Origin of the sequence: Comamonas sp. C11, assembly GCF_024496285.1 — a bacterium.
In the GTDB taxonomy this organism is placed as follows: Bacteria; Pseudomonadota; Gammaproteobacteria; order Burkholderiales; family Burkholderiaceae_C; genus Comamonas; species Comamonas testosteroni_F.
Genome location: NZ_CP101743.1, coordinates 4,601,473 through 4,620,352, shown reverse-complemented (window position 1 = coordinate 4,620,352; position 18,880 = coordinate 4,601,473). Strand labels below are relative to the sequence as shown.

Genomic DNA, 18,880 nt, shown 5'->3' with positions numbered 1-18,880 from the left:
CCTCGCTGCGCGGCGGCGCTGGCTTGCTGTCCCCTTGTCGGGTTGTGCCGGTTTTAGGCGCTGTGCCCTGCATCATTGTTTGAGATTTCGCCATGACACAAAAAATCGTCATCATCGTTCACGCCGCGCCCTATGGCAGCGAGCGCTGCCTGTCGGCGCTGCGCGTGGCGACAGCCTTGCGCGGCCATGATGCCAGGCCTGAGGTAAAAGTCTTTTTGATGTCCGACGCCACCGTGGTCGGCCTGCCCAATCAGCACGATGGCGCTGGCAGCGGTCTGCAGGCCATGGTCGAGCATCTGGTTGCCGAGGGCGTGAGCGTCAGGCTGTGCCGTACCTGTGCACTGGCGCGAGGCCTGGCCGATCTGACACTGATTGCAGGCTTGGAAATAGGAACTCTGCCTGAACTGGCCGACTGGACGCTGGCGGCCGACAAGGTCATCACTTTCTAGTGTGAGTTCTACGACCTTTCCCGGTCCGATGCCTCCCTGGTCAGGCTGAGCCCGGCCCAGCACCGCTTGCAGCTGCAGCGTGCCTGCACCATGCGCGACCGGGCGCGTGCGCTGTACCGCCGGCAGGTCGGCCATACGCTGCACCACACGGCCAGCAAGCGTGGCTTCACGGGCATGGCCAATGAGCGCACCCGCCAGAAGGCCCAGCGGCTATCCGGGGTGGTGCGACGGCTGGCGGGCGAGCCGGCTTGAGTCCCGCAGTCTTTGCGGAGCTGTGTAGCTATTGAAAAGTGAGCTTTCTGCGCTCGTCATTCAATGATTTCAAGTTTGAATGTCATTGAAACCATTGAATGAATTGCGTAGTCAGCTCATTTTTTATGCTTGCGGCAGATGCACTGCCGATAGCAGCGGCATGCCGGTGCGGCGCGTGAACTCCTCGTAGCTGATGGGCGGGCCCATGCGGGTGTCGGCACTATTGGCCTGCCAGTACACCCAGCTCTTGCCGGTGCTGGCGTCATAGACCAGCTTGAAGAGGTGATCGGGCACCGCCACCTTGCTCTCACCGATGGTGGAGGCGTTTTTGCTGAACACCGGGCCGGTGAAGACAAAGACATCGCCCCGGGCGCGCAGCGCATACTTGCGCGTGGCCTGTTCCACCTGGCTCCAGGCGCCAGCGTTATGCACCTGGTTCTGCGGCACCATGTTCGCGAGGCTGAAGCTCTGGGCCATGGCCTCGGGCGTGCTCATGTCGGCCGCCGGGGCCATATGGCCGCGCGAGAAGCCGGAGCGCTTGTAGTCGTCGAGCTCGGAGCGCTCGGCGCGCGGCAGGCGGGCGTCGGCATAGAACCTGTCGCTGCGCTGCAAGCCCTGGGCCTGCTGCAGCACCTGACGATTCAGGCGCTCGGCGACGAACACCGGGGTCTTGGTACTGCCGTTGTGCAGCACGGCAAAACCCGAAAAACACAGCTCGCGCTCACGGGGTTGCAACTGCAGGGCCGGAGCCTTGCCGCCGGGAAAGAACTGCGGGCAGCGGGCAAAGTGCGTGGGCAGGGCCGTGGCCGTGACATCGGCCTTGTCCACCTTGCCGCCCACGCTGGGCGTGTGGGCGCCGGAGCCGGAATGCAGGCCATCCAGATCCGGCCAGCCGTTCTTGCGAAAGGCCTGCAGGGTCTGGCCGAGTGCATCGAGTGCGGGGATATGCAGGGCGGCCAGCGCCTGGCCCAGCAGTCTTTCGGCAGAAACACTGGGATTGAAGCTGCAGCTGGCAATCTGGAAGCTGGCCAGTGCCGCGGCTCCCGCAGACAGGGCAAAGCGCCTGATGCGGGAGAGGCTGTAGCGAGCAGTCTTGGAAGCGGTGCCGCGCTTGCGCGCAGGCGTTTTCTTTTTCTTGGCGGTCGTCATTGAGGCGGCAATGGTACGCTGCCTGAATGCTGCTTGAGGCGTGATGCGGGCCGCCGGCCGCACTTTGTGTGTCCGGCAATGAAACCGTATGTGAATTGCCTGCGTGCAGGCAGGTGATTCAAGGATCGAGTGTTTGTTTCCGGCCCTGCTGTTGCCGGTACTGGCCAGGCGTCAGCCCCAGGTGTTTGCGAAACACATGGCCCATATGCGACTGGTGGTTGAAGCCGCATTCCAGCGCGATCTGCGTGAGGGGCAGATCGGCGCCTCGAATCATGGCGCGGGCAGCCTGCAGCCGGGTCTCCGTGATCCAGGCATGTGGCGTCATGCCCGTGAGCCGTGTGAACTCACGCAGAAAGCGCAAGGGGCTGGTGTCCACCATGGCGGACAGATCGGCAATGCTCAGCTGCCGCTCGAACTCGGCGGCAATGCGGTCCAGCACGCGCGCATAGCTGGCACCGGGGCGGGCGTCTGCCTCGCAGTCGCTGCCATCCCGGCAGGCCATGAACTGCAGCGCAGCCTGCTCGATGGCCAGGGCGTCAGGCCGAGGATTGAGCAGCAGCAGGCGCAGATGCTGTGCCATCTGCAAGGCCGCACGCTGGCCATGTCGCGAGATGCGCTGCGACGGCCCGGGCGCGTCGGCCTCATGGGCTGCATAGCGCAGCACCAGATATTCACCGCCGGTGGCCGATTCGGAAAATACTTCCACCCCCGGCGGCGTATAGCTCAGGGTGCCGGGCCAGGTGTCGAAGTCCACGCGCCTGTCGGAGGCAATCGCGTGCACGCCTTGCTGTCTTTGCAGCGCAATGCCCAGCGCATGCATGCGCACCGGGTCGCGGCTGCTGTAGGCGGCGCGGCCGAGCAAATGGATCTGCGCGGCTGGCATATCGGTTGCCGAAGGCTGAATCAGGTGGGTCTTCATGGCGGGCTGAAATTTCATGATAGACGATGGCGGGCAGCCGGCGTCACACTGCTGCTCATGAATCAAAACCTGCAAACAAGCGCCGGGCCGCATGGGGTCATAGGCCTGATCGGCGGCATGAGCTGGGAGTCCAGCGCCGAGTACTACCGCCTGATCAACCAGGGTGTCCGGGACCGTCTGGGCGCGTTGCGCTCGGCCAGGCTGCTGATGTACAGCGTGGACTTCGGCCCTGTCGAACAGGCCCAGCATGAAGGCCGCTGGGATGACGCGGCGGCGCTGCTGGCCGATGCCGCCCGTCGCCTGCAAGCCGGAGGCGCCGACTGCGTGCTGCTCTGCACCAACACCATGCACAAGGTGGCGGATCAGGTGGCGGCAGCCGTGTCGATTCCGTTTTTGCACATAGCCGACCCGGTCGGGGCGGCTGCGCGCGCAGCCGGTGTGCAGGTGCTGGGGCTGCTGGGTACGCGCTTCACCATGGAGCAGCCGTTCATGCGCGAGAGGCTGGAGCAGCAGTTCGGCCTGAAGGTGCTGGTGCCGGGCGAGGCCGAGCGCGCGCAGGTGCACCGCATCATCTATGAGGAGCTTTGCGCGGGCCAGATCAGCGATGTGTCGCGCAAGCTCTATCAGCGTGCCATCGAGTCATTGGCGGCCCGTGGGGCGCAGGCCGTGGTGCTGGGATGCACGGAGATCGGCTTGCTCATCAAGAGCGAAGACAGCGTGCTGCCGGTGCTGGACACCACGGCCTTGCATGCTGCAGCGGCCGTGGACTTTGCGCTGCGGGCCTGAACTGCCGGATATCAGTGCGCAGAGCCCGGCTGGAGGATTTGCGGAATGGCGCAATGCGTGCCGGCCTCGTTCATGGCAATGTCATGCTCGTGCTTGGCCACTTCCACCGACATGGCCTGGGGCAGCGGCACGGCGTTCTTCACGGCCAGAATCTCGGCCATCACGCTCACAGCGATCTCTGCCGGAGTCTTGCTGCCGATATAGAGGCCGATGGGGCCGCGCAGCCTGGCCAGCGAGGCTTCGGTCTCGCCAAAATGCTCCATCATGCGCTCGCGCCTTGCGTGGTTGTTGCGGCGCGAGCCGATGGCGCCCACATAGAAGGCCGGGCTGTGCAGGGCCTCGAGCAGGGCCAGGTCGTCGAGCTTGGGGTCGTGGGTGAGGGCGACGATGCAGCTGCGCGCATCGGGCTTGAAGGCCATGACCGCATCGTCGGGCATGTCGGTGACGGTGCTGACCTGCGCCACCGACCAGCTGCCCATGTATTCCTCGCGCGGGTCGCAGACGGTGACCGTGAAGCCGTTGAACAAGGCCATGGTGGCCAGGTATTCGGCCAGGGCCCCAGCGCCGATCAGCAGCATGCGGTAGCCGGGGCCGAGGTGGTTGACGAGTTGCTGGCCGTCAAACTCCAGCGCGTCGGGGTGCTCGGCCGTCTGCAGGCGGACTTCGCCGCTGCTGCAGTCGACGCTGCGTTTCACCAGTGATCCGGCTTCCAGATCGGCCACCAGTTGCTGCAGGCTGGCCGCATCGGGGTTGAATTCCAGCAGCAGCTCCAGCGTGCCGCCACAGGGCAGACCGAAGCGGTGGGCTTCGTCGGCACTCACGCCATAGCGCACCAGCTGCGGCGGGCCGTCGGGAATGCCCAGGCTCTGGTTCAGGGCCTTGGTGTGGCGGGCTATCAAATCGTCCTCGATGCAGCCGCCGGATACCGAGCCAATGGCGCGACCGTCCTCGCGCAAGGCCATCATGGAGCCCACTGGGCGCGGGGACGAGCCCCAGGTGCGTACCACGGTGGCCAGCAAGGCGTGCTGACCGGCCGAACGCCAGTCGCGCAATGCCTTGAGTACCAAGACGTCGATATTGTCCATTGCTTGCTTTCTCTGTTTCTCTCGCTCGCTGCAATTTTGAAGCATCAGGCGGGCACCGGGTAGCGGCGCTACCCGTAAATGATCACCCGTAAAAAGGCCTTCCGAGGCCTGAAGGACAGGGAAGGCCGGCTTGTGCAGAGCTGTGCAGCGCTTTGGCAGCGCCTGCTGTCAATGCGCCTGGGTCTGCTTGCGCAACTGGCCTACCTTGGCAGGCAGGTCCTTCCACTCGTCCACGCCGTACTGGACACGCATGGTGTTGAGCAGGGTGGCGATCTCTGCATCGCTGAGCGCATGGCGGAAGGCCGGCATGGTGCCCAGGTCGGCATGCGCCGGATGTTGCACGCCTTCGAGTACGGCCATGATGGCGTTGTCGGGCGATGCGGAGTGCAGGCTGGTGCTCAGCGCCAGCTGGGGACGCACGCCGAAGCTGCTGCCCGAGGGGTCTGCCTTGTGGCAGGCCATGCAGGCGCCCTGGTACAGGCGGTAGCCTTCAGCATCGAGTGCCAGCTTGGGCTTGGCGGTTTTTTCCGCTATCAGTGCCTTGGCATCGCCAGGGGCGGCGTCGGCCTTGCGGTAGCTCATCAGATAGCTGGCAATGGCGTCGAGATCGGCATCGCTTTGCTGCGACAGGCCGTGGGCCACTGGAGCCATGGGGCCGGCTGCCACGCTGTGACGGGCAGAGAAGCCGGTCTTCATATAGTCGACCAGATCCTGCTTGGTCCAGGGCAGGGGCGAGGCCGTCTTGTCCGTCAGGGCGGGAGCATCCCAGCCTTCGGCGCTGCCGCCGCTCAGGTGGAACTCACCCGTTTTTTCAGCAGCCAGGCCGTTGCGCGGTGTGTGGCAGGCGCTGCAGTGACCCAGGCCTTCGACCAGATAGGCACCGCGATTCCACTCGGGAGCCTGCTTTTCATCGTCCTTGACGACGCCGGGCTTGAGGTAGAGCCAGTTCCAGGCCGCAATGCCGCGGCGCACGTTGTAGGGGAAGTTCAGCGCTGTCTCGGGCGGCTGGTTCTCCACGGCGGGCTCGCTCATCAGAAAGGCGTACAAGGCCTTCATGTCCTCATCCGTCACGCGGCTGAAGGCCGTGTAGGGGAAGGCGGGGTAGAGGTACTGGCCTTCGCGGTCCACGCCGTGGCGCATGGCGCGCTCGAAGGCTTCATAGCTCCAGCTGCCGATGCCGGTCTGCAGATCGGGCGTGATGTTGCTGGTGTAGATGGTGCCGAAGGGGCTGGGCATGGCCAGACCGCCCGCATTGGTCTTGCCGTTGGGCGCAGTGTGGCAGACAGCGCAGTCGCCCATGGCGGCCAGCAGCTTGCCCTTGGCAATCTGCTGGGGTGTGAAGTCGGCAGCAGGAATGGCTGACTGGGGCGCAATCTCGCCCTGATGGGTGAGTGCCAGGCCGGCGGCAGCCAGCACGACCACTACAGCCGCACCGCCCGCCAGAATCTTTTGGAACGTTCGCATATCTATGTTCTTTATCGGTGGAGTCACTTGGACGAGGCGGCGCCGCTCTTGGCAGCCTTGAGCGCGGCCAGCACGCGGCTGGGCGTGAACGGCACTTCCAGCAGGCGCACGCCGGTGGCGTCGAAGATGGCGTTGGCCACGGCGGCGGCGCTGGGCACGGAGGCCGATTCGCCGGCGCCCATGGGTGCCTCGTTGGGACGCTCGACCAGCAGCGAGTCGATCTCGGGCAGCTCGTCAAAACGCAGGATGGGGTAGCCGCCCCATTCCACGGAGGTGACGCCGCTCTTGTCGAAGGTGACGAACTCCTTGAGCACGCGGCTGGTGGACTGCACCACGTTGCCGTGCACCTGATGACGCACGCCTGCGGGGTTGACCATGGCGCCGGTGTCCTGGGCGACAAAGACCTTGTCGACCTTGACTTCCCCGGTTTCGCGGTCCACGGTCACGTCGACCACCCAGGTTGCCCAGGCCGCACCGTAGCCGGGGAACTTGCTGTGGAAGTAGCGGGCATAGGCAAAGCCGCGACCCTTGACCAGGCGCTGATCGTCAGCTGCCGCATTGCGGCGCGCCGGGCCTTCCTGCCAGTTGCACTGCTTCTTGGCCTCGGCAATCAGCGCCACGGCACGGGGGTCCTTGAGATAGCGCAGGCGGTACTCGATGGGGTCGGCCTTGGCCAGGTAAGCGCATTCGTCGATCCAGGACTCATGGGCGAACACATTGGGCAGGGCGGAGACGCCGCGCATCCACGAGGCGCGCACGATGGGCACGGCGTCCTGGGAGATCACGCGCATCTTGGGATACTCATACTGCGGAATGGCAGTGCGGTCGCCCATTTGCTGGGCTTCGGTCTTGGCGGATACCTTGCCCGTGAGGATCAGAGCCAGCGCCGAGGCGTTGTTCGAGGGGTAGCAGGTACGCAGCTCATAGGCGGCCACATTGTTTTGCTCGTCCAGGCCGCCGCGCACGCGAATCAGCTGGCCCGTGCCCTTGGGCTCCCAGCCGGCTTCCTGCTCGCGCATCAGCTGCACGCGCACGGGCTTGCCCACGGCGGCAGACATCAGCACCGCATCCGAGCAGACGTCGTCCGCGCAGTTGCGGCCGTAGCAGCCGGAGGCTTCGAGGCGGGTGACGTTGATGTTGTCGGCATTCACGTCCATGAGCTTGGCAATGTCCTTGCACACGTCGTGGGGGTTTTGCGAGCCGGTCCAGACCTGGATCTGGCCGTCGCCCACTTCGGCAATCGCGCAGGACGGGCCGATGGAGCCATGAGCGTGATAGGGCCAGACATAGTCGCGGGTCAGTGCAGTCTTGACCTGCTCGATCGCCTGCAGCGCGCCTTCGTCTTCCTGCAGCACGCGGTCTGTCTTGGCGTGGTCCACCAGGGTCTGATGCAGGCCGCTCAGCGACATATCGGGCAGGCCACTCCATTCCTTCCAGGTGACCTTGAGCTGGCGCATGGCAGCGATGGCCTGCTCTTCACGCTCGGCCACCACGCCCACGAAGTCGCCCTTGACCACGACCTTGACGATGCCGGGCAGATGGGCGATGGACTTCTCGTCCACCGACACCAGGCTGGAGCCCAGGGGCGCCGTGGCATCGGCGCCGGTGTAGGGAGGACGGATCACGCGGCCGTGCAGCATGCCGGGCACGCGCAGGTCATGGATATAGGTCAGCGCGCCCAGCACCTTGTTGGGGATGTCCACGCGCTGCACCGATTTGCCGATGTACTCGAAGCCGGACTTGCGCAGCTCGATCTTGTCGTCGACCTCGATCTGCAGATCCTGGCCCTGAACCAGCTCGCCATAGCCGTAGCGCTTGCCGCCGGCGATGACAAAGCCTTTGTGGGTGGTGATGCGCTCGGCGGGAACACCGGATTTTTCGCTGGCCAGCTTGATCAGCAGCTGGCGCACCTGCGCTGCGGCATGACGCATGGGCAGGGACGATACCTGGATGGTGTTGCTGGCAATGGTGGGGCCCAGGTCCGGGGTGCGGGCGGTGTGTCCCAGCACCATGGTCACGGCGGCAAAGTCCACATACAGCTCGTCGGCCACCAACTGGCCGAGAGCCGTGCGCACGCCCGTGCCCAGGTCCACGTGGCCGTTGTAGGCCGTGACGGAGCCGTCGGCGCCAATCGCGATGAAGCTGTCCACCAGCTTGGCCGAGGGAATGGGGAAAGCGCCCTTGGCAGCCGCTTCGGGGGCGGTCTGGGCCATCAGCAGATGGCCGCCTGCCACGGAGCCGACCATCAGCATGCCGCCGGCCTTGAGCAGCTGGCGACGGGTCAGTTGAGCGTGATTGTCTTTGGTGAAGAATTTCATGATCAGGCAGCCTTTGCGGTAGTGGATGCGCCGGCGGCGGGGAGGGCCGGGCTGTGGCCCTTGGCAATCAGCTCGCGGGCGCGCGCGGCGGCCTGCATGATTTCCACATGGGTGCCGCAGCGGCACAGATGGCCGGACAGGGCGTGCCTGATTTCTTCGTCGCTGGCCTTGGGCTGCTGGTTGAACAGGGCGACCAGCGCCATGATCATTCCGTTGGTGCAGTAGCCGCACTGCGCAGCCTGTGCATCGACAAAGGCTTGCTGCACCACATGCAGGGTGTAGGTGCGTGCGGTGGCAGGCGCCTTTGTCTCGGCGGCGCTGACATCCAGCACGGCGCGGTCCTGCAGGGCCTGCGCGTTGGCGGCCTTGCTGGCGTCAGGCGACAGGCCTTCCAGCGTGGTGACCTTCTTGCCGTCGACCGCCTTCAGGGGCACGGAGCAGGAGCGCGCCACCTTGCCGTCGATCAGCACGGCGCAGGCACCGCATTCGCCCAGGCCGCAGCCGAACTTGGGGCCGTTGAGCTGCATGTCATTGCGCAGCACATACAAAAGAGGTGTGTCGGCAGTGGCGCTTTGCGCGTCCACTTCCTGGCCGTTCAGAGTGAATTTCATGACGTAGGTTTCAAGAGTCAGTCTTATATATGTGTAGTCAATTATATGACTAGACAAAAATAAAAGAAGTTCACTTGATATAAAGCAGACGCTGTTGCTCTGGTGTGCGCTAGCCGAGGCAGGCTCGGCCTGCGCCGGGCGGCGACTTGCTGGCCCGAGATACGGCGGCAGGGACAGGCCCGTCCCGGGAGAAGGCCTGCCCCGGATGAAGGCCCGCCCCGGAAGCCGGCTGCGCCGCTATGGACTGATCCGATCCGGGGCCATGCCCAGAGCCGGGAAGCCATGCTGTTTGCGTGGAGATGGGACGCGCCTGCCGACTTGGGGATTGAAGCGGCGCAGAAATGGGGCTTCAATGCACGGACACCGAATGCCGCCAGTGCATCGACGCATCGGCGCACCGGTGCCTCGATAGAGAGGGGTTCGCGGTCTGCGGGTTTGCAGACATTCATCAGTCCCTGTTCAGGAGAGCCAAGATGGTCAGCAAAAACACGATTTGTCTCTGGTACGAAAGCGAGGCACTGGAAGCCGCCAGGTTCTACGCCCGGACTTTTCCCGACAGCGCCGTGGGCGCGGTTCACCATGCGCCGGGCGACTACCCGTCCGGCAAGCAGGGCGATGTTCTGACGGTCGAATTCACGCTCATGGGCATTCCCTGCCTGGGCCTGAATGGCGGCCCTGTCTTCAAGCACAGCGAGGCGTTTTCGTTTCAGGTCGCGACGGACAGTCAGGAGGAAACGGATCGCCTGTGGAACGCCATCGTCGGCAATGGCGGCCAGGAAAGCCAGTGCGGCTGGTGCAAGGACCGCTGGGGGCTGTCCTGGCAGATCACGCCGCGCGTGCTGACCACGGCCATTGCCGATCCGGACCGCGCCGCCGCCAAGCGGGCTTTTGAAGCCATGATGGAGATGAGGAAGATCGATATCGCCGCCATCGAGGCTGCCTGGCGCGGCTAGGCGGCCCGCTGCGATAGCAAGGCGGCGGCAGGCCGACGGGCCGGTCCGGTGCAAGCAGGCATCGGGGCGCCCGCGTGCGCTGGCGCACTTTGCCAAGCTTTGAGCGTCCTGGGGCAAACGCTTTGCAGACAGCTCTCCTACAGTGAAATTGCTTTCAATTTCGACGACCCGGTGCCTGCCGGCCGCTGTTGCCCATGTCTTTTGAATGCCTGGCGGCATTGCTCAGGGCGGGCAAGCCGCGGCCGTGGCTGTGCGTCGGAGCCCGCATTCACTTGGAGACATGTCATGAACTTTCTCGACGGCCATCTGTTCCCCGAAAACCAGCAACCCCTGATCATCACAGCGGCACCCTATGCCCCGGGCTGGCTGCCTTCGGACTTTCCCGAGGACATCCCCGTCACCATGGAGGCGCAGATTCAGAAAGCCGTGGACTGCTACAACGCGGGCGCCACGGTGCTGCACCTGCATGTACGCGAGCTGGACGGCAAGGGCAGCAAGCGCCTGTCCAAGTTCAACGAACTGATCGCCGGCGTGCGCAAGGCCGTGCCCGAGATGATCATCCAGGTCGGCGGCTCCATCAGCTTTGCTCCCGAGGACGAAGGTCAGGCGGCCAAATGGCTCTCCGACGACACCCGCCACATGCTGGCCGATCTGGACCCGGTGCCCGATCAGGTGACCGTGACGGTGAACACCTCGCAGATGAACGTGACCGACCAGGCCGAAGATGCGGACTTTGCGGGCACCTCGCGCGCCAATCCCACGCTGTTCAATGCCTACAAGGAAATGACCGTGCCCGCGCAGCCGGGCTGGGTGGAAGAGCATGTGCGCCGCCTGACCAGGGCCGGCATCCAGAGCGCCTTCCAGTGCTACAACCTGAACAGCTTCGAGTCGGTGGAGCGCCTGATGCGCCGTGGCTTCTACATGGGCCCGCTGGTCATGAACTGGGTGGCGATTGCCGGCGGCATGGACACGCCCAGCCTGTACAGCCTGGCCAACTTTGTGCGCGCCGTGCCCGATGGCGCCGTGCTGACCGTGGAGAGCAATGTGCGCAACGTGCTGCCCGTGAACATGTGGGGCATCGCCGCCGGTCTGCATGTGCGCTGCGGCACCGAGGACTGTCTGTGGAACCAGACACGCACAGAGAAGGCCAGCACCGTCTCGCAGATCGAGCAGCTGGTGCGCATCTCGCGCGAGTTCGGTCGTCCTGTCGCCACCGCCAGGCAGGCGCGCGAGATCAGCAAGATCGGCGTGTTCTACGACAGCGTGGAGGAAAGCCTGGCCGCCAACGGTTTTGCGCCCAACCGGCCCGGCGCCAACCAGGGTTTTCTCAGGAAGACCTCCTGATCTTCCGGGGCAGGCTTGCAGGCAAGGCGATCACGACCTCGCCTGCAAGCGGTCTCTGCTGAACCGACATGCGCAAAAAACGGCCTCCGCGATGGAGGCCTTTTTCATGCCAGGATGATTTCTGGCGGGCCCGGAAAATGGCCCTGGCCAGGGTGAGGGCAGGCCTGACATAGTCTCCGCACGCCAGGGGGCACAGCAATGACAGGCTGCACCTGGCGACGCTGTCGCCCCCTCCCGGGTCTGGGTTCTGCGTTCCGGCTTCAGGGCGAGATTGGCGCAAGACAGGGCAGGGCCCGGTTGGGCGCGCATCCATGTTGCGGGTGATGGCAAAAAATAATAGCTGCCTGCGCTTGTTTTCAAAGCGTTTCAGGCAGCTATGTCTCTATCCTCGATGTCAGTCAGGCGATGCTAGCTATTGTTTTTTATGCAGCACAGGCGTTTTGCCAAATGTTGTGCGCCATGTCGCGGCGCCGGGGTGCGGCGGCGCCGGCTGGGATTGGCCCGTCAAAAAAGGCTTGTCAGAAAGGCTTGTCAAAAGGGCTTGTCGCCGATGATGGCAGCACGCTCCATCTTTCGCGCGGCGGGCCAGTAGTCCTGCACGGCGTAATGCTGGGTGCAGCGGTTGTCCCACATGGCGACGCTGCCGGGCTTCCAGCGAAAGCGCACCTGGTACTCGGGGATGGCCGCCTGACTGATCAGATAGTTCAGCAGCATGCTGGCACCGGGCGTCTTGTCCTGGCCATAGCGCACGTTCTCGGGCGTGTGGTAGTTGGCAAAGTGGGTGGTGAAGCTGCAGACGTAGAGAATCTTCTCGCCGGTTTCGGGATGGGTGCGCACCACGGGATGCTCGACCGGAGGATGCAGGCGGCCCAGCTCCAGACGCTTTTCTTCGGGCATGACGGCGCCGAAGCCGTGTTCGATGCTGGACTTGGCCTTGAGGCCGGCTATTTTTTGCTTGATGTCCTCGGGCAGGTTGCGGTAGGCCTCGGCCATGTTGACCCAGATGGTGTCGCCACCGACGGCAGGGCCTTCGATGCAGCGCAGCACGCAGCCCATGGTCGGGTTCTCGCGCCACTGACCGTCGGTGTGATAGGTGTTCTCGTAGTTTTCGCGCTTTTCGCTGCGGTAGATCTGCACCAGACCGGGGTGGTCGGGGTCGCTGCCGGCCACGGGGTGGTCCTCCAGATCGCCGAAGTGGCGGGCAAAGCCCACATGCTCGGCACGCGTGATGTCCTGATCGCGGAAGAACAGCACTTTGTGCTGCAGCAGCAGGGCACGAATTTCCTCGGCCAGGCCCTTGTCGCGGGACGCATCGCCGAGGTGGATGCCGGAAACCTCAGCGCCGATGCTGCAGGTCAGTTGTTCGACTTTCATGGTCTTCTCCTAAGTACCCGGCAAGGCCTTGATGCAGGGCGCCGCCGTCTGATGGAAAAATTTTCGGCGCAGCAACAGCCGCAGGGCTTGACCAAACGCGTCAGCTTGTTGCCCTCTTGGGTGGGTGCAAGGAAAACCCTAGGGCGGGCCCGGGTCGTCATGAAGTGGACGCATCTGCGCGCCGAACCGTCATATCTGTCGCGATCTACTGGTATCCATTGATTGACTGCTTGTCTTGATATTGATAAACATCAACGCCCGAAATGGCAAATGACCCCAGGTCCTGTCTCCGTCCATGAAATCCGGGCCTGTTGTGCAGGACCCGGGTCAACCGTTTTCCAGGTCACGATGAAGCCCCGTATCCGAAGTGTGAGCCTGTGCAAGTACGCCAAGGTGGCGAACGAGCTCGGCATCGATCCGCTGCGCATGTTCCGCCAGGTGGGGCTGGATCACAGCTGTCTGAGCTCTCCCGACCTCATGGTTCCAGAGGCTGCGTTTGCGCAGTTGCTCGAGGCTTCGTCCGCCCAGGCCGGCCATGCTTCGCTGGGCCTGCTCATGGGATCGCACTGGCGTCTGTCCGACTTCGGGCCGATCAGCCTGCTGCTGCAGCACCAGGCCAGCCTCTCCAGCATGCTCAAGACCTTCAAGGACTACGACCACATGATCAGCACCACCGTGGGCACGGAGGTGGTGACCCAGGGGCGTTATTCCATCATTCAGCTGAACCTGGATACCGAGCGCGAGAACCCGGGTCGCCACCCGGTGGAGCTGGGCATCACGGCGCTGATGAGCCTGTGCCGCTATCAGCTGGGCAAGCACTGGAGCCCGGCCAGCATCCACTTCTCGCACAGCGCACCGGGCAGCACCATGAGCCATCGCCGCGTGCTGGGCAGCGAGATCGTGTTCGGCTCGGACTTCGATGGCATCGTGGTGAGCAACGAGGATCTGGAGGCCATCGATGCCGATCACGACAGCCTGATGGAGAGCCACGCCCGCAGCCTGATGGAGAGCCATGCACCGCGGCCCATGGCCAGATCGCTGGAGCAGCAGGTGCGCAGCACCTTGCAGTCGCTGCTGCCCCACGGCCGCCACAGCATTGCCCATGTGGCCGGCGCGCTTGGCTATACGGCCCGCTCGCTGCAGCGGCACCTCGAAACCCAGAACACCAGCTTTCAGGAAACGCTGGACGCCGTGCGCAGCCAGGCAGCGCTGCGTGCGCTGCAGAATCCGCAGCTGTCGGTGAGTGAAGCGGCAGCCCAGGCCGGCTTTGCCGAGAACAGCTCGTTCACGCGCTGGTTCAGCAAGCATTTTCAGCAAAGCCCCAGCAGCTGGCGCCAGCAGAATCTGAATCGCAGCCTGTCCTGAGAGCGCTGTCCGAATGAAAACGCCAGCCTGGTCGCTGGCGTCTTGCGTTGCCGCTCAGGGCTGGGGCATCGCGGCCAGCTGGGTTGCCTCGGGCTGGGCCTTGGCCAGCAGAAAATCGATACAGGTGCGCACGGCCTTGGTCTGATGCCGGTTGGGCAGGTAGAGCAGATACATATGGGTGCCGAAGATGCTGAGCCGGTACTCGTCCAGCGTGCTCAGCACCTCGCCCGTGGCCAGCTTGTCCTGCACCACATAGTCGGGCACCAGACCTACCCCCAGACCGGCCAGGATGCCGTCGCGCAGAAAAGGGAAATGCTCGGAGATCATGGTGGGCTCCAGCATCACTTCGTGGCGCTCGGCGCCCAGATAGGCGGCCAGGCGCAATTGCCGCCCCGTGACTCCGGCGGTGATCAGCGGACTGGCGCGCAGGGCATGCAGGGTTTTGGGCAGGCCGTGGGTCTGCGCATATTCGCGTGAGGCGCAGGCCAGGTAGCGCACCGTGCCCAGGCTGCGCGCCACCAGGGACAGGGGCGGCTCCTGGATCACGCGCACGATGATGTCCACATCGTCGCGCAGATTGTCGGCCCGGTTCTCGAACAGCACGTCGAGCACGATGCCCGGATAAAGGCGCTTGAACTCGATCAGCCATTCGCTCATCACGATCTGGCCGTAGCCGCTGGGCACGCTGATGCCCACGCGGCCCTGCAGGCTCTGGCCCAGCGCCGTGATGGCCTCGCGTGCGGCCAGCATTTCGTTGTGGATGTTGCGCCCATGTTCGTAAAGACGCATGCCGATCTCGGTGGGCTCCACGCGGCGCGTGGTGCGCTTGACCAGTTGCACTCCCGCCGCCTTTTCCAGCTGGGTCAGGTGATAGCTCACATTGGCACGCGTCATCTTGAGCTTGCGCGCTGCCTGGCTGAGATTGCCGCTATCAATGATTTCGACCAGCAGGGTCAGCGATTGGGAGTCCATGGCGTATTTGTCTAATTTTCTTTGACAGTCTGTCAATGATTCATGGGATTGTTAGAAAACATTGTCGTCGTAAAAATAAAGCCCATTCCATAAAGAGATTCAGGAGACATGCATGACCGCCGAAGCCAGCACTTCTGTCGTTGAACTCAAGCAAGACGGTGACGTCCTGCTCGTCAGCGTCAACAATCCGCCCGTCAATGCGCTGGGCGCTGCCGTGCGCCAGGGTGTGATGGCAGCCATGGAGCAGGCCGATGCCAGCGCCGCGGTCAAGGCCGTGGTGATCGTGGGTCAGGGCAAGGCTTTCATCGCTGGTGCCGATATCCGCGAATTCGGCAAGCCTGCGGTCCAGCCCTTCCTGCCCGATGTCTGCAACCGTATCGAGGCCTGCAGCAAGCCCGTGGTGGCCGTGATTCATGGCGCGGCACTGGGTGGCGGTCTGGAGATCGCCATGTCGGCGCATTACCGCCTGGCGCTGCCTGGCGCGAAGCTGGGTTTGCCCGAGGTCTCTCTGGGTCTGGTGCCCGGCGCCGGCGGCACGCAGCGTGCACCGCGCCTGATGGGCGTGAAGGCGGCGACCGAGCTGATGCTCAGCGGCCAGCAGATCGGCGCCAAAGCCGGGCTGGCAGCCGGCCTGGTGGACAAGCTGGAAGAGGGCACGGACCCCATGGCGGCCGGCCTCGCCTATGCGCGTGAGTTGCTGACCCAGGGCGCGCCGCTGCGTCCTGTCAGCGCCACGCCGGGCCGTCTGGCCGACAAGGCCGCGGCCCAGGCGGAACTCGATGTGCTGCGTGCCGACACCGCCAAGAAGTCGCGTGGCCTGTTCTCGCCGCTGAAGATCATCGATTGCGTGCAGGCCGCTCTGGATCTGCCTTTTGCCGAAGGCCTGAAGTTCGAGCGTGCCCAGTTTCTGGCCTGTATCGACAGCCCGCAGCGCGCCGGTCTGATCCATGCCTTCTTTGCCGAGCGCGAGACGGCCAAGATTCCCGAGGCCCGCGCCGCCCAGCCGCGCGCCTTCAGCAAGATCGCCATCATCGGCGGCGGCACCATGGGCGCGGGCATCACCGTCTCGGCACTGGATGCCGGCCTGGTCGTGACCATGATCGAGCGCGATGCCGAATCCATCGCACGCGGCCAGGCCAATGTGGAAAAGGTCTACAACGGCCTGATCGCCAAGGGCCGCATGAGCGAAGAGGCCAAGGCCGCCATCATGGCGCGCTACACGCCATCGACCCGCTATGACGACATTGCCGACGTGGATCTGGTGATCGAGGCGGTTTTCGAAGACCTGGAGGTCAAGAAGGCGGTGTTCAAGGAACTGGACCGCGTCTGCAAGAGCGGCGCCGTGCTGGCCACCAACACCTCGTATCTGGACATCGATGCGATTGCCGCCGTCACCAGCCGCCCGCAGGACGTGATCGGTCTGCACTTCTTCAGCCCGGCCAACATCATGAAGCTGCTGGAGATCGTCGTGCCCGCCAAGGTGGCGCCCGATGTGGTGACCACGGCCTTCGAACTGGCCAAGAAGATGAAGAAGGTGCCGGTGCGCGCCGGCGTCTGTGACGGCTTCATCGGCAACCGCATTCTGGCCACCTACAAGCAGGCCGCCGACTACCTGATGGAAGACGGAGCCAGCCCCTACGAGATCGACGAGGCCGTGCGCGGCTTCGGCTTTGCCATGGGGCCCTTCCAGGTCACCGACCTGGCCGGCGGTGATATCGGCTGGGCCACACGCAAGCGCCGTGCTGCCACGCGCGACCCCAAGGCCCGTTATGTGGAGATTGCCGACCGCATCTGCGAAAACGGCTGGTTCGGCCAGAAGACGGGCCGCGGCTTTTATCTCTACCCGCAAGGTGCGCGCATCGGTCAGCCCGACCCTGAAGTGCTGGCCATTGTGGATGCCGAGCGCGCCAAGAAGGGCGTGACACCGCGTTCGTTCACGGCCGAGGAAATCATGCGCCGCTACATGGCTGCCATGGTCAACGAAGGCGCCAAGGTGGTGGGCGAGGGCATTGCACTGCGCCCGCTGGATGTGGACGTGACCTTTATCTCCGGCTACGGCTTTCCGCGTCACCGCGGCGGCCCCATGAAATGGGCCGATATGCAGGGCCTTCCCAAGGTGCTGGCCGATATCGAGGCCTTTGCCAGGGAAGACGCGCTGTTCTGGAAGCCCGCGCCGCTGCTGCAGAAGCTGGTGGCCGAGGGCAGGAACTTCGAAAGCCTGAATAAGTAACACCCCCTGAGGCGCTCCGCGCCTTCCCCCTCTCTCGCTTCGCGGGAGGGGGACACTGCCCTCGCTGCGGGGCGGCGGGGCCGCCTAGGCCCTTGCTCGGCAGTCCGCCGATGGGGTGTGCCAGTTTTTGAGCGATTAATCAAAATAAGTAGCTGCTAGCGCTTTATTTGTATTGATTTCAGTATGAAAAATATCTGAAAGCAAGTAATGACAAGCGCTTGAAGCTATCAAAAATAGTTTTCAACATTCACAGAGACAAGCACCATGCGTGAAGCCGTTATCGTTTCCACCGCCCGCACACCGCTGACCAAGTCGCATCGCGGCGAGTTCAACGTCACTCCCGCCGCCCAGCTGGCAGCTTTCTCCGTCAAGGCGGCGGTGGAGCGCTCGGGAGTCGATCCCGAAATGATCGAGGACCTGATTCTGGGCTGCGGCAACCCCGACGGTTTCCAGGGCCGCAATCTGGGTCGCCAGACCGTGTTGCGCGCCGGGCTGCCGCTGTCGATCGCCGGCACCACGATCACGCGTTTTTGCGCCTCGGGTCTTCAATCCATCGCCATTGCGGCGGGTCGCGTCGTGGCCGAGGGCGTGGACGTGATGCTGGCCGGCGGTATCGAGACCATCTCCGGCATCCGGGCCGGCAACAACCTGCCCACCGACATGGACCCCTGGCTGGTGGAGCACAAGCCCGAGCTGTACATGGCCATGATCGACACCGCCGATGTGGTGGCCAAGCGCTATGGCATCACGCGTGAAGACCAGGATGCGTTCTCGCTGCAAAGCCAGCAGCGCACGGCAGCGGCCCAGGCCGCCGATCTGTTCAAGGACGAGATCATTGCCTGCTCCACACGCATGATGGAGAAGAACAAGGAAACCGGCGAAGTCACCTACCGCGACGTGGTGGCCACGCAGGACAACTGCAACCGCGCCAGTACCACGCTGGAGGGGCTGGCCAGGCTGGAGCCTGTAAAGGGCCCGGGCAACTTCATCACGGCCGGCAATGCCTCGCAGCTGTCCGACGGCTCCAGCGCCTGCGTGGTGATGGAAGCCAGGCTGGCAGAGCGTCTGGGCCTCAAGCCCCTGGGCGCTTTCCGCGGCTTTGCCGTGGCCGGCTGCGAGCCTGACGAAATGGGCATAGGCCCCGTGTTTGCCGTGCCCAAGCTGCTCAAGCGTCACGGCCTCACGGTGGATGACATCGACCTCTGGGAGCTGAACGAAGCCTTTGCCTCGCAGGCCCTGTATTGCCAGCGTCAGCTGGGCATTCCCAACGAACGTCTGAATGTCAACGGCGGCGCGATTGCCATCGGCCACCCCTTCGGCATGACGGGTGCACGCCTGACCGGCCACATCCTGCTCGAAGGCCAGCGCCGCAAGGCCCGCAACCCCAAGGTCAAGTGGGGCGTGGTGACCATGTGCATCGCCGGCGGCATGGGCGCTGCGGGCCTGTTCGAGATTTACTAAGACCCCCTGAGGCGCTGCGCGCCTTCCCCCAAAGGGGGACGACAGCCTCGCTGCGGGGCGGCGGGGCCGCCCAGGCCCTTGCTCGGCATCTCTGGTTCAGAGTGTGCCGGTGTCAGAGGCTGCGAAGGCGCAATGAGCCATGGATCAC

General features: G+C 64.3%; 16 protein-coding genes. 8 read left to right on the top strand and 8 right to left on the bottom strand.

Going from position 1 to position 18,880, the window contains the following annotated elements; translation table 11 throughout:
• Positions 1-92: 92 nt before the first annotated feature.
• Positions 93-449, top strand: a complete 357-nt coding sequence (locus NOX35_RS21260; protein WP_256494642.1) for a DsrE/DsrF/TusD sulfur relay family protein — start codon at positions 93-95, stop codon at positions 447-449.
• Positions 450-515: 66 nt separating this feature from the next.
• Positions 516-701 carry a hypothetical protein gene (locus tag NOX35_RS21255; protein WP_256494641.1) on the top strand — a complete coding sequence of 62 codons (186 nt, stop codon included), beginning with the start codon at positions 516-518 and terminating at the stop codon, positions 699-701.
• Between the two features lie 123 nt (positions 702-824).
• Here the strand turns inward: NOX35_RS21255 and NOX35_RS21250 are convergent, their stop codons facing one another.
• Positions 825-1,850, bottom strand: coding sequence for a DNA/RNA non-specific endonuclease (locus NOX35_RS21250; protein WP_256494640.1), 1,026 nt, complete (start codon positions 1,848-1,850; stop codon positions 825-827).
• A gap of 118 nt (positions 1,851-1,968) precedes the next feature.
• A complete protein-coding gene (locus tag NOX35_RS21245; protein ID WP_182287283.1) occupies positions 1,969-2,769 on the bottom strand; it encodes a helix-turn-helix domain-containing protein in 801 nt (266 codons plus the stop codon).
• Between the two features lie 57 nt (positions 2,770-2,826).
• Here NOX35_RS21245 and NOX35_RS21240 point away from each other — a divergent pair, with 57 nt between their 5' ends.
• A complete protein-coding gene (locus NOX35_RS21240) occupies positions 2,827-3,555 on the top strand; it encodes an aspartate/glutamate racemase family protein (protein ID WP_256494638.1) in 729 nt (242 codons plus the stop codon).
• Between the two features lie 11 nt (positions 3,556-3,566).
• Here NOX35_RS21240 and NOX35_RS21235 read toward each other — a convergent pair whose 3' ends face one another.
• The 4 genes from NOX35_RS21235 to NOX35_RS21220 form a co-directional block, all read right to left on the bottom strand.
• The gene (locus tag NOX35_RS21235; protein ID WP_182284172.1) at positions 3,567-4,640 is read right to left on the bottom strand and encodes an XdhC family protein; all 1,074 of its coding nucleotides are present in this window, start codon (positions 4,638-4,640) and stop codon (positions 3,567-3,569) included.
• A 168-nt stretch (positions 4,641-4,808) separates the two neighbouring features.
• Entirely contained in the window at positions 4,809-6,104 is a 1,296-nt protein-coding gene (locus NOX35_RS21230) for a cytochrome c (protein WP_256494636.1), read from the bottom strand.
• Positions 6,105-6,127: 23 nt separating this feature from the next.
• Positions 6,128-8,422, bottom strand: a complete 2,295-nt coding sequence (locus tag NOX35_RS21225) for a xanthine dehydrogenase family protein molybdopterin-binding subunit (protein WP_256494635.1) — start codon at positions 8,420-8,422, stop codon at positions 6,128-6,130.
• Positions 8,423-8,424: 2 nt separating this feature from the next.
• On the bottom strand, positions 8,425-9,033 hold the full coding sequence (locus NOX35_RS21220) for a (2Fe-2S)-binding protein (RefSeq protein ID WP_003072903.1): 609 nt from the start codon (positions 9,031-9,033) through the stop codon (positions 8,425-8,427).
• A 473-nt stretch (positions 9,034-9,506) separates the two neighbouring features.
• Between NOX35_RS21220 and NOX35_RS21215 the strand changes: the two genes are divergently transcribed.
• Positions 9,507-9,986 carry a VOC family protein gene (locus tag NOX35_RS21215; protein ID WP_182284164.1) on the top strand — a complete coding sequence of 160 codons (480 nt, stop codon included), beginning with the start codon at positions 9,507-9,509 and terminating at the stop codon, positions 9,984-9,986.
• A 285-nt stretch (positions 9,987-10,271) separates the two neighbouring features.
• Positions 10,272-11,330 (top strand): 3-keto-5-aminohexanoate cleavage protein, encoded by a 1,059-nt coding sequence (locus NOX35_RS21210; protein WP_182284162.1) that lies wholly within the window; start codon positions 10,272-10,274, stop codon positions 11,328-11,330.
• A gap of 531 nt (positions 11,331-11,861) precedes the next feature.
• Here the strand turns inward: NOX35_RS21210 and NOX35_RS21205 are convergent.
• Positions 11,862-12,704 carry a TauD/TfdA family dioxygenase gene (locus NOX35_RS21205; protein WP_182284160.1) on the bottom strand — a complete coding sequence of 281 codons (843 nt, stop codon included), beginning with the start codon at positions 12,702-12,704 and terminating at the stop codon, positions 11,862-11,864.
• A gap of 348 nt (positions 12,705-13,052) precedes the next feature.
• On the opposite strand from NOX35_RS21205, the gene NOX35_RS21200 reads away from it, so the two are divergent.
• Positions 13,053-14,069, top strand: coding sequence for an AraC family transcriptional regulator (locus tag NOX35_RS21200; protein WP_232538011.1), 1,017 nt, complete (start codon positions 13,053-13,055; stop codon positions 14,067-14,069).
• Between the two features lie 54 nt (positions 14,070-14,123).
• On the opposite strand, the gene NOX35_RS21195 is transcribed toward NOX35_RS21200, so the two are convergent.
• Entirely contained in the window at positions 14,124-15,041 is a 918-nt protein-coding gene (locus tag NOX35_RS21195) for a LysR family transcriptional regulator (protein WP_182284158.1), read from the bottom strand.
• Positions 15,042-15,153: 112 nt separating this feature from the next.
• On the opposite strand from NOX35_RS21195, the gene NOX35_RS21190 reads away from it, so the two are divergent.
• Both NOX35_RS21190 and NOX35_RS21185 read left to right on the top strand, forming a co-directional pair.
• Positions 15,154-17,271 (top strand): 3-hydroxyacyl-CoA dehydrogenase NAD-binding domain-containing protein, encoded by a 2,118-nt coding sequence (locus NOX35_RS21190; RefSeq protein WP_256494634.1) that lies wholly within the window; start codon positions 15,154-15,156, stop codon positions 17,269-17,271.
• Positions 17,272-17,535: 264 nt separating this feature from the next.
• Positions 17,536-18,732 (top strand): acetyl-CoA C-acyltransferase, encoded by a 1,197-nt coding sequence (locus NOX35_RS21185; RefSeq protein ID WP_182284154.1) that lies wholly within the window; start codon positions 17,536-17,538, stop codon positions 18,730-18,732.
• Positions 18,733-18,880 lie beyond the last annotated feature (148 nt).

Excerpts from the sequence above, each read along its gene's own strand:
- NOX35_RS21260 (WP_256494642.1), top strand. The coding sequence starts at position 93 with ATGACACAAAAAATCGTCATCATCGTTCACGCCGCGCCCTATGGCAGC.
- NOX35_RS21250 (WP_256494640.1), bottom strand. The coding sequence starts at position 1,850 with ATGACGACCGCCAAGAAAAAGAAAACGCCTGCGCGCAAGCGCGGCACC.
- NOX35_RS21245 (WP_182287283.1), bottom strand. The coding sequence starts at position 2,769 with ATGAAGACCCACCTGATTCAGCCTTCGGCAACCGATATGCCAGCCGCG.
- NOX35_RS21240 (WP_256494638.1), top strand. The coding sequence starts at position 2,827 with ATGAATCAAAACCTGCAAACAAGCGCCGGGCCGCATGGGGTCATAGGC.
- NOX35_RS21235 (WP_182284172.1), bottom strand. The coding sequence starts at position 4,640 with ATGGACAATATCGACGTCTTGGTACTCAAGGCATTGCGCGACTGGCGT.
- NOX35_RS21230 (WP_256494636.1), bottom strand. The coding sequence starts at position 6,104 with ATGCGAACGTTCCAAAAGATTCTGGCGGGCGGTGCGGCTGTAGTGGTC.
- NOX35_RS21225 (WP_256494635.1), bottom strand. The coding sequence starts at position 8,422 with ATGAAATTCTTCACCAAAGACAATCACGCTCAACTGACCCGTCGCCAG.
- NOX35_RS21220 (WP_003072903.1), bottom strand. The coding sequence starts at position 9,033 with ATGAAATTCACTCTGAACGGCCAGGAAGTGGACGCGCAAAGCGCCACT.
- NOX35_RS21215 (WP_182284164.1), top strand. The coding sequence starts at position 9,507 with ATGGTCAGCAAAAACACGATTTGTCTCTGGTACGAAAGCGAGGCACTG.
- NOX35_RS21210 (WP_182284162.1), top strand. The coding sequence starts at position 10,272 with ATGAACTTTCTCGACGGCCATCTGTTCCCCGAAAACCAGCAACCCCTG.
- NOX35_RS21205 (WP_182284160.1), bottom strand. The coding sequence starts at position 12,704 with ATGAAAGTCGAACAACTGACCTGCAGCATCGGCGCTGAGGTTTCCGGC.
- NOX35_RS21200 (WP_232538011.1), top strand. The coding sequence starts at position 13,053 with ATGAAGCCCCGTATCCGAAGTGTGAGCCTGTGCAAGTACGCCAAGGTG.
- NOX35_RS21195 (WP_182284158.1), bottom strand. The coding sequence starts at position 15,041 with ATGGACTCCCAATCGCTGACCCTGCTGGTCGAAATCATTGATAGCGGC.
- NOX35_RS21190 (WP_256494634.1), top strand. The coding sequence starts at position 15,154 with ATGACCGCCGAAGCCAGCACTTCTGTCGTTGAACTCAAGCAAGACGGT.
- NOX35_RS21185 (WP_182284154.1), top strand. The coding sequence starts at position 17,536 with ATGCGTGAAGCCGTTATCGTTTCCACCGCCCGCACACCGCTGACCAAG.